The sequence below is a fragment of the Cellvibrio sp. ARAG 10.3 genome (genome assembly GCF_051846955.1).
Classification (GTDB): domain Bacteria; phylum Pseudomonadota; class Gammaproteobacteria; order Pseudomonadales; family Cellvibrionaceae; genus Cellvibrio.
The window spans coordinates 1-15,705 of sequence record NZ_JBPYCU010000011.1 but is presented as its reverse complement, the minus strand read 5'-3'; the positions used below and the strand labels follow the sequence as shown (position 1 = coordinate 15,705).

Here is a 15,705-nt window from a genome sequence, read left to right as displayed (position 1 = left end):
ACAGGTTCCGGATTGATCTGGCCCTGAAATGTTTAGCGCATGGATTCTTCCCGCGCGCTGTAACCGATGATGGCTTTGTCGAGTAACTTGCCGATACGTTCACTGATACTGCCCAGACCTTTCAGTTGGATATCAACAAAGAATCCTTGATCGTAATCGTCCTGGGTGGCGGTCTTCAGGAAGTTAGCGTTGTAATCAAAGTTCAACCAGCGGCGGCCCAGCAAACGGATGCGGTAGCAACAATCGCTGTATTCGAGTCCGGCAAAGGTATCGAGTTCCAGATTGTAAGTGAAGTCATAGTTGCTGCGCGCAATCAGGCTCCATTGGTCGTTCACCGGTACGATCATCGATGCATCCAGCTGATCCAGTGTGGATTCCAGGATGGGGACCGGATTGGAGGGATTGATCATCTGCGGATTGCGCGTGTAACGGTAAGACAAGTTGAAGATGCGATAGGCATCGTCCATGTAATTCAGGCTGGCACTGGCGCTGGTCAGGTGCGCATCTTTATGGTCGTAGGCGACGTCGCTGGTGAAGCGCAGGGAATCGCTGATCTGGCCGCTGATCTGGCCCGCCAGTTCCGAATCCCGGCGCGAGTATTTATCGTCTTCATCGGCGGTAGTGGCGACCACGACACGGCGGTCTTTCTGATAATAAATCTGGCCGATGCTCATCCGTAAACGTTCAATACCGGTGCTGCTGGAGATCAGCGCACTGGATAATCCCACCGCAACCTGGTTAGCATCATCGATGCGGTCACCACCGGAGAAACGCGACTCGCGAAACAGCTGCCCGTAGGTAAAAGTCAGTTCAGACGTATCAAAATTGACGTAGCGATTATTGGCGGTCAGATTGTACAGCGCGCTGTGATCTTCATAATCGCTGTAAAAATAAAAGACGCGCGGTTCAAGGGTCTGGATAAAACTGTTGCTGAACAGGCTGGTTTCCCGCTCGAAAAACAAGCCCATATCCAGGCTGCCTTGAGGCACAGTCAGTGAAGGTGAGCTATCGGCCGTTTCGTTCAGCGCGCCGCTGTCGAGCTCATAGTTCAGGGTTTTCACCGCAACGCCGGGCTTGAAGAAACCCCAGGCAAATTCCTTGTCCCAGGTCAGGCCGTAGTCGGTGCGCAAGCGCTCGCCGAGCAAGGTATTGGTGGTATCCAGCTCATAGAAGCTGTTGAGATCAAAATTGACGTATTCGTTGTTTAACTCAAGCAGCCAGTCGCCCAACCGGTAGCTGCCGTCGGCATTGATACGCGGCAGTTCGCGGTAGGGAATCTGGCTCTCTTCCACCAACACGCGAAATTCCTGCGCCTTGGCGCTCACCAGCCAGTTGTCAGTGCGATAGCTGGCGGTCGCTACCTTGGCGATGTTGGGCTGACGATTGGTGTCGACCCCGCTGCGGTTGAAGTCGCGCAGGTAATCGATATCGCTGATCTCAGTGTAATCAATGGTGGTGGCCCAGCGTTGGCCGCGCCCACCGGTCTGGTTCAGGCTGTAAAGCCAGCGGTCTCTGCCGGTGTAATCATCGCGCAAGCCCTCTTCAATACGCTCCAGGTCCCGCGCGCTGTAATCGCCTTCATCATCGGCAAGGAAAGCACCATTGATGATGGTGTCGAATTGGGCGGACATATGGCGAAATTCGGTATCGACGCCGGTGCCGTGGCGATCCACGTAACGGGGCGTGATCAACATGTCGTAGTTGGGCGCCATGTTCCAGTAAAACGGCAAGGAGAAGTCTTCGATGATGGTGTCGCTGTCAAAGCTCATCGAGGGAAACAGGAAGCCGGTGAGCCGATCTTTGCCTACCGGAAAGCGCAGGTAGGGCGAGTACATCACCGGAATATCCTTGATATTGATGCGCATGTGCTTGGCGGTGCCGTAGCGCTTTTCCTGGTTGATCTTCACTTCTGAACCGGCCACGGACCAGAGGTTGCTGTCCGGCTCACAACTGGTGAAGCGGCTGTCATTCAGCACAATGATGTTGCTGCCGAATTTTTTCAGGCTTTCGGCGGTGCCGCGAATACGTGATTCATAGAGCACAAACTCGGCGTTCTCCAGGGTCGCATCGCCGCTGTCGATATGCATCTGTGCCTGTTCGGCGTGTAACAGCAGCCCCGGCTCACGAATCTGGATATCGCCAGTGATTTCTGCTTCACGGGTGGTCTGGTTAAAAACCGCTTTGTCGGCATTCAGCGAGCGGTAACCCTGGGTCAGCTGCACATCACCGCTCATGATGACCGTGGTCTGGCCCTGGGTTTCGGATGAATCGGCGGTAGCGCGGACCGAGGCGTTGGCCGGCTCAAGCCTGGCATCCGGGTCGGTGCGCTCCGGGCTGACATAAGCACCGCAGCAACCGCTGGGCATAGCGGCTTTTTGAGCCTCAGTCAGTTGCTCCATGGGCACCCAATCCAGGTTGCGCCCGGATTCCGTTTGCTTGTGCGATTCGTCAGCGAAGGCGGGGGCGGTCATCAAGCCCAACGACAACACCAGCGCACTGGCGGGTCGCCACTGTTCAGCCAGTGCGGCGGCTAACAGGGAGGGGCGGAATAGTGAAGAAGTGCGCGTAGCTACAGCCATCAACAGCGTCTCGATAGAAAAGTTGGGCGGCGACAAGTGCCTGCGGAAGCGCGTACAGAAAGAGCGGTAGCGGGAGAAGATGTCTTCATTGATGGCTGTTATCGCTTTATCAATTAATCCGGCCGGCGATCCTGGGCGGTTTCCGTGGATGAAATAGCCGCGATTCTACTTGAATACGCCGGTGCTTGGAATGAATCCGTCTCTGACAATAGCGAAGCCGATTGGTTGGGTGTGTGACGCGCGCCGTCAGGCAGACCTTGTCAGCCTTCAGGATTTGGGGTTTTATGGGAGCCGTTTTATCGGCGCTGCTGGCCTGGCCGGATTCCGGTGTGAAAAGGCCTGGGTCTGCAGCCGCCACAATTCTTATATTTAACGGAGTCAGGATGAGCGATACCCGGGACCCTTCAGCAGATAGCATAGAAAGCCGTAAGCAAGCGCTAACACACTGGGCGCGTCAGAATTTACAGGGAGTCATACCGGAGGCCGGGCGACTGGTGTTGGAAAGCCTGGGTTCCGATGCCGGGTTTCGGCGCTATTACCGCGCGCAAGCTCCCGTGACCGGCCAGCCGCCATTCCTGGCGGTAGATGCTCCGCCCGAGACCGAAGACACCGCGCTGTTTGTCAAGCTCGCGCGCTACCTGCGCGACCAGGGTGTCAATGCGCCGACGGTGATTGCCGCCGACGCGACACAGGGTTTTCTGGTGGTGGAAGATTTTGGCGATCGGTTGTTGCGTAACGAGTTAACCCAGGACACTGCCTGCACCTTATACGGCGAGGCACTGATGGTGTTGCTGCGCTTGCAGCAGGCCACCGACATCCCGGCAGAGCTGCCACAGTACGATCAGGCGATGTTGCGCCGCGAACTGCAGATCTTCAGTGAGTGGTTTGTGGCGCGCTTGCTCGGCTACTCCCTGAGCCAGGCGGAGCAGGCGCTGTTGCAGCGTGTATTCACACAGCTCGAAACCACCGCGTTGGAACAACCGCAGCTGCTGGTTCATCGCGACTACCACTCCCGCAACCTGCTGCTGTGCGACTCGGGCCAGATCGGGGTTATTGATTTCCAGGGCGCTGTGCGCGGTCCCTTTGCTTACGACCTGGTGTCCTTATTGCGCGATTGTTACATCCGCTGGCCGCAGGAGGACGTCAGGCGCTGGGCACTCAGTTACGGCAATATGGCCATGGATGTCGGCGTGATCCCCGCCGTTGATGAAGCAACCTACCTGCGCTGGTTTGATTGGGTGGGCCTGCAACGACACATCAAGGTATTGGGTATCTTTGCACGGCTGCACCTGCGCGATGGCAAGCACCATTACCTGGCGGATCTGCCGCTGGTATTGCGCTACACCCTCGATGTTGCACGGAACTATCCGCAACTGGACGAATTTGTTACCTGGTTCGAGCAACAGCTCCTGCCGCTGATCGAACAACAACCCTGGTATACCGATTACCGCCGTGCCGGAGACGTAAACGCGTGAAAGCCATGATCCTCGCCGCCGGCCTCGGCCAACGCATGCGCCCCCTGACGGATCATTTACCCAAACCGATGTTGTCCGTGGGTGGCAAACCGCTGCTGCAATACCACCTTGAACATGTACACGCGGCGGGTATTCGTCAGGTAGTCATTAACCTGGCCTACCTCGGCGAAAAAATTCGCGCCTTTGTCGGCGACGGCAGCCGATTTGATTTACAGGTGGAATACTCCGAAGAGCCGGAACCGCTGGAAACGGCCGGTGCCATTTTAAAAGCCCTGCCGCTGCTGGGCGACGAACCCTTTGTGTTGGTCAATGGCGATGTCTGGAGTGACTACCCGTTGCAGAATTTAGTTCGTCATTCTCTGGAGCGGCGCTACAACGGGCATCTGGTACTGGTACCCAATCCGGCATTTCATCCGGCCGGCGATTTTGCGTTAGCGCAAGATGGTCTGTTATTAGCCGGCGCCGACCAACCGCGTTACACCTTTGCGGGCATCAGCCTGCTGCGCCCGCAAATGATCGCGGACTATCCACAACGCCGGGAAAAATTTCCCTTGGGTGAAGTGCTACGACATGAGATCGCACACGGGCGATTAACGGCAGAGGTTTATCAAGGGGCTTGGAGTGATGTGGGGACTCCGGAGCGGTTGGTGGGTTTGGATAGTGAGTTGCGTCATCCTTGAGGTTTTACTTCACTTTTTGCCGAGGCAATGTTCCTGCTCATTAAAGAGCTTAAGAGTAAATCCTATTTCGATGGCCCTTGTGGCTTACTTTTGATGGGAAGGGATTTTATCTTGTTGTCGATAATTTTTTGTGCTGCTTCGTTATTTTTTGCTTCTTTCGGACTTTTTTGCGCTTGATTCTTCATCTTCAATGTTCTCCTCTTCGTCAATAATATTGTCGGGTGATCCTACCGAGGTAGGTTCATCCGGCATGTATATCGGATTTTCAGAAATAATTTTTTTTGCCAGTTTTTTTAATTCGGCTGGCGTTAAATTTGAATCTATTTTTTTTCTGCTCATGATAGAACCTTAACCAGGTAATGTTTCTGATTGCTTTCCGTTCTTCCGCTACAGTAGCGATAACCGAAGGAGGAGTAATATTCAATGAGTTTTTTATCTATAGGATCAATAATGCGTAACTCTGCTGCGCCTATGATATTCGCATAGAGTTCTGCAACGGATATTGTAATTGGGACAATTCTGCCTTTTAAAGGGCTTCCCGATGGATTCGCCTCAATAAATTCCAAGCGCAGGCGGGTACCAGCATACGATGGGCGCCCTAAGCTTAAACCAGCAAGCGAACTCCCATACCAAGTGGCTAATTCAAATCGGTTTGGATACCTAAATGCATAGCTTTTGTAGCCTTCGTGCCACGGCCAATCAACTTTCCGATTAGGATCCGCCGACCAAGTTTTTGAGTATATTAATGCGCTTTGGGATATTTCAGTTAATTTAATGTTTCCACGGTCGCCATATGGTAACTCGCTGTAGATGGCATCTCGTGCCATCTTACGGAAAGACTCATACCTGGTCTCTGCTTCAATATGCGTTGCTAGCATTAGCTGTCCCTTTCTGACTCTGGTTTATGGGAGGTCTACTTCTCAGCAAACAATATCCTCATTATGTCTTTAGCCTATATGCCGTCACTAAGCTCCTAAAAGAACGATTTCTAAATCAGCAAGCTTTGCCTCTTCCTGTGTTCCCGAGTCTCGGCGCATAAGGACAGCCATGTTGGTGAAGGATTCGCACTGCTCTTTTGTATTCATTGTTGCGCCAAGTCGCTCAAATGCAGCGAAAGCTTCGATGGTGGCGCGTGAACCATAAAGACAGATTCGACACTTCGCATCGGCTGTTTTAACGCCTAATTGTTTGCCTTCGTCAGTATGTCGTTTCGTACCTAAATTGGCGTGCTCTGATACACATCTCAGATAATCTATGTAGGCTCGCGACCGAAGTTCTCGATGATGCCGTTGGGTGTCGAGATGTCGGGTGAAAATGTATTGTAATGCTGCACCAATTACGATTCCAAAAAAAGAAAAAAGCGCTGTTTCCATTACACATCCTCAAGTAAACGAATCATATGATGAATGTTGATATCTTACGTTACCCAAGTCGGATTACGCCTTTGGCTAATCCGACCTACATGATGGTTGTTGGGATTCACTCTCGCGGGGTTTGCGAGAGTGATTTTCAGGCGGGGATGTTAGTCGGCGAGGGCGAGGAGTTGCATTGCGCCAAGGTGGTCGACGTGCAAAACCAGTTGGATGTCGTTGTCGGATGTGTCGGCGATGACGCCGTTGAGGATTAATTCTGTTTTAACCGGGTAAACGCCCTGGGGCAGACCTTCCGGCGGGGTGAACGCAAATTCATTTTGGTAGTGACCGCCGCGACGGCTATCGCCATTGACCGCTTTGGTCAGGTTGCGTAGTGGCTTTGTGTGGTCCTCATTGTCGAAGATGGTGATGCGTTCTTCAATCAACGCTTCCTGGCGCAAGCTGCCCGGCACCACGACGATATCCGATTTAACCGTCACCTGATTTCCCGGTTCTATGATCTTACCCGGTAAGGTCTCAGTGTCGTAGCGTTCGGCAACCGGGTCGGGTTGCAGGGTTTTATTTTTGGTGCGGTATTCAGTCGCCACTTGCTCTTCGTCGGCAACTTTCTTGGAGCGGTAGTCGATCACCATATCAGCAATCAATTTTACCGCGATGGAGACCGCTGCAACGCGCGCGGCGGCTTTCAACTTCTCGCGATTTTTGCAGCTTTGGTCGCCGCTTTTACATTTGTGCGAGCGGTCCAGATTGTCTTTCAGATCGTTCAAACCGAACCCATAAGACGGTGCTGCGACCAGGGAAGAAATCAGGGCAATCAATAGTGCTTTTTTCATGGTAAGCCTCCTTGGCTTATTGGATGGTAAAACCGGTGGTCTTGAGTTTTTGTTGGGTATCTTGCGCGCGCCGTTTTATCGCAGCGGCTTCGGCGTGGCCTGGAACCAGGTCCAGTGCTGCTTCGGCTTTAGCGATGGCACAACTGTAATTCTTTTGTTTATCGAGGCAGGTTTTGGCTTGTGCAAGAATACTTTGCACGCGCGCTTCGGATTGTTTGGCGAGGGTGGCGGCCTGTTTGATCTCCAGTGCCTGGAGGTTGCCCGGATGATTAGCCGTCACGCTGTCGGCATGATTTATCGCGCAGTCGTATTGCTTTTGATTCAGGCATTGCCGCGCTTTATTTAATGCGTCGTTAATTTCGGCCTGTTGTGCCTGCGCGCCGGTCTGCGCCGCTAGTAATTGGTTTTGCAACAAGAGCGTGGTTTGATGGCTTGCGTTTACACCCACGGCTTCGTTAACCAGCGCCTGCACACATTCCAGGTCGCCGTTGTCCAAACAGCTGTCGGAACGTTGTGCAATGCGGGAGAGTTCCATCGACTCAGAGGCATCGTTTAATAATGCTTGTGCGGCGGCGTGGGTTTGATCGAGTTTAAGCAACTCGCGGGTTTTAATTTGTGCGCAGGCAAAATCCTGTTGGTTAAAACAGTTTTCCGCTTCCTCTAGCAACCGCGCGATGCGAGCGGCATCTTCCTGTTTCTGGTGTGCCAGTTGCGCACTGTTGAGTAAATCGCGCGCGACACGGTTACCCGGTTCAAGATTGGTCACCACCAGGCTTTGTTCAATCGCACATTCAAAATCACTCTGCGCAAAACAGCTTTGCGCCAGGGCAATTTTCTCGTTGATGGTGTTTTGAATCTGCGCTTCGGCCTGATAGTGATTGTAAGCAAACCATCCCAAACCGATCAGTGAAACCGGCAGTAGCACTGCTGCCACTTTTAGAGCCAAAGGTTTACGACGTGGAAATAATTCGTGCTGGAATTGTTCGATCGTGGGGGTACGCTGTGCCTTTTCCAGTGCAAGGCCGCGGCTCAGGGCTTTCCACTGTGCGGCCGTTAATTTTTCGATGCGCTTGGGTTTCAGTTTTTGCTGCTGCGCATCGAGTGCGGACACATTGTTATAAGGGTGGCGGCCGGCGAGCATCTCATAAATCACACAGGCCAGCGCGTAGACGTCATCCGCAAAACTTATCGGCTCGTCGTTGATCATTTCAATCGTGGCGTACGCGGGTGTCAGTGCGCCCAATTGTCCCGCATCAAATTGGTGGCGCTGGGTTTCTTTTGAGGCGGCGCGCGCGATACCGAAATCCAGCACCTTGGCCGAACCGTCGCGCATGACAAAGACGTTACCGGGTTTGAAATCCGCGTGAATCAGATGGCGTTTGTGGGCGTACATCAAGGCTGCACATAAATCTTTCGCCAGCCGCAAGGCAGTGCTAACCGGCAGGCCGGTGTTGCGGTGGTCTTTAAGCAATTTATCCAGAGGGTCGCCGTGTAGCAGCTCCATGGTCATAAACAGGATATCGCCGTCGCGATCAAAGTCGTGCACGGTGACGATATTCGGGTGCGCCAGGGTTTGGGATTTGGCGGCTTCCTGTTGCAGGGTGACGAACGCGTCCGGGTGATTCTGGAAATCCTGGTTTAACACTTTGGTGGCGATGTAGGGATTGGGATCTTCCGCTTCAACTTTGCGCAGGTCGCGGGTTTTATACACCGTCCCCATGCCGCCCTGGCCCAGCGCTTCTTCCAGCAAAAACCGTTTCTTTAACAAGGTGCCCGCGCCGCTGCCGCTCAATGCCTGTTCAGCCAGCTCACTGGCTTTGGCAAAGCCGGATGAATTATTGGTCGTGTTGGGACGGTATTGGGTGTATTGCGTCGCGGCTGCATTGGTCGATTTTTTGGCGAGCACCGTCGCGTCATCCGCCCTGGGGCGAGATTTGCTGGCGAGGACGGTCGCATCATCCGCTTTGGGCGCAGGCTTTTTGGCCATCACCGTGGCTTGTTCTGCGGGCTTTTTGGGCGGGCGAGCAAGGCGGGTTTTATCGTCGGCCGGGTCGGGCGTGTTGGCTGAATCGTTCTTCTCAGACACGCTAGTCTTCCTCTTTGCTCCAGATGTTGATTATTGGTAATTCCGTTGTGGCTGACGCCAAAAATAGCCGAAAAATAGTAACACGATCACCGCCTAAAGGCATTCAGGAGAAGTGGTGTGGGTGTTGGAAAATGCGACGGCTTTAACGCTTTGTCGGGATTACCCTTACTCTTTATCCTTGCTCGTTTCTTTTCCCAGAGCGTGCCGTTCCATAAAGCCGCGGGTTCGCTCCAGCCAAAAACTGCGCGGATTGTCGCTGTCTTGGGGGCGCAAGAGTAGCAGTCGGAGCTGGTAATAATGCTCTATTTTATTGCGCAGTGCGGCGGCGCGATGGCTCTGACGGAGACTGGCCTGCTGATCGCTATCCGGTTGGGTGAACAGATCGAGCACCGGCAGGCCAGGGTTGGAAAACAGTTGTTCCAGTTGTGGCTTGGTAAGCGGTTCCTGTATCTGCAAATTAACCAGCACCAACGCCTGGAGCGCATCGCCGGCGGCGGTTTGCAGCCCGGTCATACTGTCAACAACGCTGCTGTTATCCACTAATACCACAATATTCTGTTGGCCTTGCTCACGCAAAAATGCCGCGGCGGCGCCGACACGCCGGGCGATAACCTCGGCGCGGGAGGGCTCGGGTTCAGTTGAAGTCTCTGCCTCTGCTTCGGCGGCAGGTTCGGGCGTTTGCTCGGTGGCCGCGTCCTGATCAGCTTGTTCTTCTTCCGGTGCGGGCGGGGGGATTTCGCGCCGGGGAACCCGTTGGGTTGCTTGCGCTGGCAGCGCCACCGCCAGGGTAACCCAGCCATAGCGCGGCAGGTAACGGCGCAGGTTATCGAAGGAGGGCGGCCACCCTGGTGGTATTTCGGCGGCATGCAGTATCAATACTGCGCCTTTGGTAGTTCGCGCTTCGGTAGGGCGAAAGAGGGCAAGGATTTTTTCTTCCGGTGTATCCAACCAGCGCACCTCGTCTGGCGAGGCTGCCGCCAGTAGCTGGTTATAGTTTTCTTCCCGCGATACCCGGGGCGAGACTTCCTGCGCTGCATCCGGTGTCGGCTCAGCGGCGGGTGCCGTTGTTTCAACGGCCGGGTTAGCCGCACTGTTGGCGGGCGCGGTGGTCTGGGCGTGCACCAGCGGACAGACAAATAGCACCAACCAGGCGATAACACCGAGTCGGCGTAGCCGGAGTGAATCCCGGTAGATCAGGCGAGTCAAAAGACGGTTCATAGTCCCGGTTTTTCAGATGGATAGTGATTCATTAGTGCGCAATCTGCTGCCAGCGCGATATTTTTCAGTACAATGCCGACATTTTAGTCGTTGTCACAACAGTCATCGGGTGATTTATGCAGAACTTTAAGGATTCACGTCAGGCGGATTACAGAATTGCACCGTCGATCTTGTCCGCCGATTTCGCGCGCCTCGGGGAAGAGGTGGATGCGGTACTGGCCGCCGGCGCTGACATGATCCACTTTGATGTGATGGATAATCACTACGTCCCCAACCTCACCATTGGCCCTATGGTGTGCAAAGCGTTGCGCAAGTACGGCGTAACCGCGCCCATTGATGTGCACCTGATGGTCGAGCCGGTGGATGACCTGATCGGTCAGTTTGCCGATGCCGGTGCGACGTTTATTACCTTTCACCCCGAGGCCTCGCGTCATGTGGATCGCTCTCTGCAGTTGATCAAGGATCGCGGTTGTTTTGCCGGGCTGGTGCTGAACCCCGCCAGCTCGCTCGACGAAGTCAAATACGTGATGGAAAAGATGGACATGTTGTTGCTGATGTCGGTTAACCCAGGCTTTGGTGGGCAGCAATTTATTCCTTATGTGCTGGATAAGGTGCGCGAAGCCCGTGCGCTGATCGATGCCAGCGGCTATAACATCCGCCTCGAAGTCGACGGCGGTGTATCTACCGAAAACATCCGTGCACTGGCCGCCGCCGGGGTCGATACCTTTGTATCCGGCTCGGCCATTTTTAATACCGATAATTACGCCGCGACCATTGCGTCCATGCGTGCGGAACTGGCATTGGCCAATAAAGGTTGAACCGGTTGCAGCCGCCGGGGTTGGATTAAGTAACCGGTTAAATTGTGAAATATTGGGGATAGGCAGTCCGGTTTTATTTGAGTAAACTGGCCGCCAGTCCATTAGGAGAAGCCCTGTGAAACTTTCAGGCTTACATCTGCAAGAGCGTGCCGCCCTCGTCGCCCGATGGCGTCGCTAGTCCATATCTGCCCGCGCGCAGTCTGTCTAGCTAGCACTTATCTATCTAGCCTCGCAGTCTGTCAGCAGCCGGGTTGTCTTCACCTCATCTGTTGTCCGACATCTTTCATGCCGCGTCAGGCGCAGATGAATTACCCGATAAAAATAGCGTGATTCGCCCACCTCTTGCGGGCGAACCTGAAAGGTAAATCCATGACTCCTGAACAATTTGCTGAGTTGGCCGCGCAAGGCTATAACCGCATTCCGGTGATGCGCGAAGTGCTGGCTGACCTTGATACTCCTTTATCTTCCTATCTGAAATTGGCCCGTGGGCCTTATTCCTATCTGTTTGAGTCCGTGCAGGGCGGTGAAAAATGGGGCCGTTATTCCATGATCGGCTTGCCGGCGCGCACCGTGTTAAAAGCTTTTGGTGAACACATTCGTATTGAGCGCGACGGTGTAGTGGTTGAGGAAACCACCCAGGCCGACGCGCTGGAATTTGTTGAAGCATTCAAGCAACGCTACCGCGCGCCGGAGTTGCCGGGCCTGCCGCGTTTTACCGGCGGTCTGGTGGGTTATTTTGCTTACGATTGTGTGCGTTATGTGGAGCCGCATCTGAAGGCCAGCGTGCCAAAGGATATTATCGGCACGCCGGATATTTTGCTGACGGTGTCCGATGAAGTGCTGGTATTCGACAACCTCGCCGGCAAACTCATTCTGGTGATTCACGCTAACCCCGAGATCGACAATGCCTACCAGATAGCGACGCAACGCCTGGATGAATTGGAAGCGCGGCTGCGCGGTCCCGTGCCGTCGACGCCGGATTTAACACTGGGCATGAACGGCGCAAGCGAACAAAAATTCCGTTCGCATTACGGCGAGCAGGCGTTCCAGGACGCGGTCAATCGCATCAAGGATTACGTGCTGGCCGGCGACACCATGCAGGTAGTTATTTCCCAGCGTTTATCTATCGACTTTACGGCGGAACCGCTCAACCTGTATCGCGCGCTGCGCAATTTAAATCCATCGCCTTACATGTACTTCCTCGATTTGGGCGATCACCATGTAGTGGGCTCCAGCCCGGAAATTCTTGCGCGTCTGGAAGACGGCGACGTGACCGTGCGGCCGATTGCTGGCACCCGTCGTCGCGGCCATACCCCGGAAGAAGACAAAGCCCTGGAAGCGGAACTGGTGGCTGATCCGAAAGAAATTGCCGAGCATTTGATGTTGATCGACCTTGGTCGCAACGATGTGGGTCGCGTGGCTGAAGTGGGCAGCGTAACGCTCACCGATAAGATGGTGGTCGAACGCTATTCCCACGTGATGCACATTACCTCGAACGTTACCGGCAAGATCAAACCCGAATTGCGCGCGATGGATGTACTGCGCGCAGCTCTGCCGGCGGGGACACTCTCCGGTGCCCCCAAGATTCGCGCGATGGAAATCATCGACGAACTGGAGAGTGAAAAGCGTGGCATCTACGGCGGCGCGGTGGGTTATATCGCCTGGAACGGCAATATGGATACCGCCATTGCGATTCGCACGGCGGTGATCAAAGACGGCAAACTTTACGTCCAGGCCGGTGCGGGTGTTGTGGCGGATTCCATACCGGCACTGGAATGGAAAGAAACCATGAACAAAGCGCGTGCCATCTTTAAAGCCGTCGACATGGTGGGGGAATAATCATGATTCTGATGATCGACAACTACGACTCCTTTACCTATAACGTGGTGCAGTATCTGGGCGAGCTGAAAGCGGATGTGAAGGTCGTGCGCAACGATGAAATTACCGTGCAGGACATCGCGCGCCTGGCGCCGGAAAAGATTGTGATTTCACCCGGCCCCTGCACGCCCAATGAAGCGGGTATTTCGGTGGAAACCATCAAGACGTTTGCTGGCAGGATTCCCTTGCTCGGTATCTGTCTCGGCCATCAGAGTATCGGCCAGGCGTTTGGCGGCAAGGTTATTCGCGCCCCGCAGGTTATGCACGGTAAAACCTCGCCGGTGTATCACGCGGATAAAGGTGTATTTACCGGATTAAAAAATCCCTTGCAGGCTACGCGTTACCATTCGTTGGTGATCGAAAAAGAAAGCCTGCCGGATTGCCTGGAGATTACCGCCTGGACCCAGAATGCCGATGGCAGCATGGCGGAGATCATGGGGGTGCGCCATAAAACCCTGGCGGTGGAAGGCGTACAATTTCACCCTGAATCTATCCTGACTGAGCAGGGCCACGAATTGCTGCGCAACTTTTTAGATGGCGTTTAACCGACGCGCAATCGGGCTGTCCAGGACCGCTCGATTGCGCACTGACCGAAGTAAATTTAATCTGTCGCTGACAAGCTTTTCCCACACACAAAGCCGTGAATGGTAACAACAAGGTGGATGGCAATGGACATTAAACAAGCTCTGAACAAATTAGTCGCGCACATTGATCTCTCGACTGACGAGATGACCATGGTGATGCGCGAAGTGATGACCGGCGTGGCCACGCCGGCGCAGATCGGTGGTTTTCTGGTGGCGTTGCGGATGAAGGGTGAGACCCTGGACGAAATTACCGGGGCCGCCATGGTCATGCGCGAACTGGCCACCCGGGTCGACATCGACGTGGAATATCTGGTCGACACCTGCGGCACCGGCGGTGACGGCGCCAATCTGTTTAACATCTCCACCGCCAGTGCGTTTGTCGTGGCGGCGGCAGGTGGGCGCGTGGCCAAGCACGGCAATCGCGGCGTTTCCAGTGCCGCCGGCAGTGCCGATGTATTGGAAGCGGCGGGCATCAAACTCGATATCACGCCGGAACAAGTGGCCCGTTGTGTGAAAGAAATCGGTGTGGGCTTTATGTTCGCACCGGCGCACCACAGCGCCATGCGCTTTGCCATCGGCCCGCGTCGTGAATTGGGTTTGCGCACCATCTTTAATATGCTTGGCCCCATGACCAATCCGGCGAATGTTAAACGCCAGGTTATCGGTGTGTTCAATGGTGAATTGTGCAAACCCATGGCCGAAGTATTGGCGCGTTTGGGCAGTGAGCATGTCATGGTCGTGCATGCCAAAGACGGACTGGATGAGATCAGCCTGGCCAGCGAAACCCAGGTGGCGGAACTGAAAAATGGCGAGATCATCGAATACACCATCAAACCGGAAGATTTCGGCGTGCAAAGCAAAAGCTTGATTGGCCTGAGTGTGCAGAACGCGGAAGATTCGCTGTTGTTGATCAAGGACGCGCTCGGCAATCGCCGCGGCCAGTACGCCGAAAAAGCCGCCGACATCATCACCTTGAATGCTGGCGCCGCCATTTACGTCAGCGGCGTTGCCAGCAACCTGGCGGACGGTGTAGAGATGGCACGAGACGCTATCGGCAGCAGCCTGGCCGGCGAGAAAATCCGCGAACTGGCGGCTTTCACTCAATATCTTGAATAAGTTTTTCGGCTAACCGAAGAACCCCGACGCGAGCGCCGAGCAGTGCTCGCAAAGAGGATTGGAATCGCGTGACACAGACACCCACCGTACTGCGCAAGATCATTGCCCGCAAATGGGAAGAAATTGCCGAGCGCAAGAAAACAGTTTCTCTCGCTGACCTCAAACAAAGCCTGGTACACCAACAACCGGTGCGCGGCTTTGTACAGGCAATTGCCGACAAAATTGCAGCAGGTCAATCCGGCGTCATTGCCGAGATAAAAAAAGCCTCCCCCAGCAAAGGCATCATCCGTGAACACTTTGTTCCAGCGGAATTGGCGCGCAGCTACGAACGGGGCGGAGCCGCCTGTTTATCCGTATTAACCGACGTGGATTTTTTCCAGGGCGCTGACGTTTATTTACAAGAAGCCCGCGCCGCTACCGATCTTCCAGTGATCCGCAAAGATTTCCTGGTGGACGAATACCAGATCTACGAAGCGCGGGCTATTGGTGCCGACTGCGTACTGCTGATCGTATCCGCCCTGGAGCCGCAGAAACTGGCGGACCTGAATACCCTGGCGATGGAGCTCGGTCTGGATGTGCTGGTGGAAGTCCACGACGCCGCTGAGTTGGAGATCGCTTTGGGTCTACCCAACAAGCTGATCGGCATCAACAACCGCAACCTTCACACCTTCGATGTCACACTGCAAACCACTTTTGATCTGCTCGACCAGATCGGCCCCGAACGCATCGTTGTGACAGAAAGCGGCATCCTGTCACCTGCCGACGTAAAAGTTATGCGTGAAAAGAATGTAAATGCGTTCTTGGTAGGCGAGGCTTTCATGCGCGCCGATGACCCCGGCGCAGCGCTGAAAACTTTCTTTAGCTAAGTAACGACAAAGCCAGCATTCGCTGGCTTTTTTTATGATTCGTGACGCTACCGCAATACAAGTTTGGCGTTAGGCACTTCGGAATCCGTTTGTCATTAGGCCTGTTGTTTCGAAAACGCATGAATACATCCCTGTAGCTCCTTCAAGTCGTCCCTGACTTGAAGGTTTCGAAACAACAGGCCTAACGCCAAACTCGCAT

At 54.3% G+C, this 15,705-nt stretch carries 14 protein-coding genes; 7 read left to right on the top strand and 7 right to left on the bottom strand.

Features of this window, described 5'->3' with window-relative positions:
* Positions 1-32: 32 nt before the first annotated feature.
* Positions 33-2,579: an LPS-assembly protein LptD gene (locus ACSV5M_RS14155; protein WP_439176889.1), complete on the bottom strand. Its 2,547-nt coding sequence runs from the start codon at positions 2,577-2,579 to the stop codon at positions 33-35.
* Between the two features lie 383 nt (positions 2,580-2,962).
* Here ACSV5M_RS14155 and ACSV5M_RS14150 point away from each other — a divergent pair, with 383 nt between their 5' ends.
* The gene (locus tag ACSV5M_RS14150) at positions 2,963-4,054 is read left to right on the top strand and encodes an aminoglycoside phosphotransferase family protein (RefSeq protein ID WP_439176888.1); all 1,092 of its coding nucleotides are present in this window, start codon (positions 2,963-2,965) and stop codon (positions 4,052-4,054) included.
* A gap of 5 nt (positions 4,055-4,059) precedes the next feature.
* Positions 4,060-4,734, top strand: coding sequence for an N-acetylmuramate alpha-1-phosphate uridylyltransferase MurU (murU, locus tag ACSV5M_RS14145; RefSeq protein ID WP_439177023.1), 675 nt, complete (start codon positions 4,060-4,062; stop codon positions 4,732-4,734).
* Between the two features lie 141 nt (positions 4,735-4,875).
* On the opposite strand, the gene ACSV5M_RS14140 is transcribed toward murU, so the two are convergent.
* The 6 genes from ACSV5M_RS14140 to ACSV5M_RS14115 all read right to left on the bottom strand — a co-directional run bounded on the left by ACSV5M_RS14140 (position 4,876) and on the right by ACSV5M_RS14115 (position 10,244).
* Complete coding sequence (locus ACSV5M_RS14140) at positions 4,876-5,073, bottom strand: hypothetical protein (RefSeq protein ID WP_439176887.1); 198 nt, start codon at positions 5,071-5,073, stop codon at positions 4,876-4,878.
* Positions 5,070-5,612, bottom strand: coding sequence for a hypothetical protein (locus ACSV5M_RS14135; protein WP_439176886.1), 543 nt, complete (start codon positions 5,610-5,612; stop codon positions 5,070-5,072). The genes ACSV5M_RS14140 and ACSV5M_RS14135 overlap by 4 nt, the downstream gene beginning before the upstream one ends.
* 87 nt (positions 5,613-5,699) lie before the next feature.
* Complete coding sequence (locus tag ACSV5M_RS14130; protein ID WP_439176885.1) at positions 5,700-6,107, bottom strand: hypothetical protein; 408 nt, start codon at positions 6,105-6,107, stop codon at positions 5,700-5,702.
* Positions 6,108-6,256: 149 nt separating this feature from the next.
* Entirely contained in the window at positions 6,257-6,940 is a 684-nt protein-coding gene (locus ACSV5M_RS14125; protein ID WP_439176884.1) for a hypothetical protein, read from the bottom strand.
* 16 nt (positions 6,941-6,956) lie between these two features.
* A complete protein-coding gene (locus ACSV5M_RS14120; RefSeq protein ID WP_439176883.1) occupies positions 6,957-9,026 on the bottom strand; it encodes a serine/threonine protein kinase in 2,070 nt (689 codons plus the stop codon).
* A 165-nt stretch (positions 9,027-9,191) separates the two neighbouring features.
* Positions 9,192-10,244: a DUF3530 family protein gene (locus tag ACSV5M_RS14115; RefSeq protein WP_439176882.1), complete on the bottom strand. Its 1,053-nt coding sequence runs from the start codon at positions 10,242-10,244 to the stop codon at positions 9,192-9,194.
* A gap of 116 nt (positions 10,245-10,360) precedes the next feature.
* Here ACSV5M_RS14115 and rpe point away from each other — a divergent pair, with 116 nt between their 5' ends.
* The 5 genes from rpe to trpC all read left to right on the top strand — a co-directional run bounded on the left by rpe (position 10,361) and on the right by trpC (position 15,506).
* Complete coding sequence (rpe, locus tag ACSV5M_RS14110; protein ID WP_439176881.1) at positions 10,361-11,062, top strand: ribulose-phosphate 3-epimerase; 702 nt, start codon at positions 10,361-10,363, stop codon at positions 11,060-11,062.
* A 369-nt stretch (positions 11,063-11,431) separates the two neighbouring features.
* Positions 11,432-12,901, top strand: coding sequence for an anthranilate synthase component I (trpE, locus tag ACSV5M_RS14105; protein ID WP_439176880.1), 1,470 nt, complete (start codon positions 11,432-11,434; stop codon positions 12,899-12,901).
* A 2-nt stretch (positions 12,902-12,903) separates the two neighbouring features.
* Positions 12,904-13,485 (top strand): anthranilate synthase component II, encoded by a 582-nt coding sequence (locus tag ACSV5M_RS14100; RefSeq protein WP_439176879.1) that lies wholly within the window; start codon positions 12,904-12,906, stop codon positions 13,483-13,485.
* A 123-nt stretch (positions 13,486-13,608) separates the two neighbouring features.
* Entirely contained in the window at positions 13,609-14,640 is a 1,032-nt protein-coding gene (trpD, locus tag ACSV5M_RS14095) for an anthranilate phosphoribosyltransferase (RefSeq protein WP_439176878.1), read from the top strand.
* Positions 14,641-14,708: 68 nt separating this feature from the next.
* Positions 14,709-15,506 carry an indole-3-glycerol phosphate synthase TrpC gene (gene trpC / locus ACSV5M_RS14090; RefSeq protein ID WP_439176877.1) on the top strand — a complete coding sequence of 266 codons (798 nt, stop codon included), beginning with the start codon at positions 14,709-14,711 and terminating at the stop codon, positions 15,504-15,506.
* The last annotated feature ends 199 nt before the right edge of the window (positions 15,507-15,705 follow it).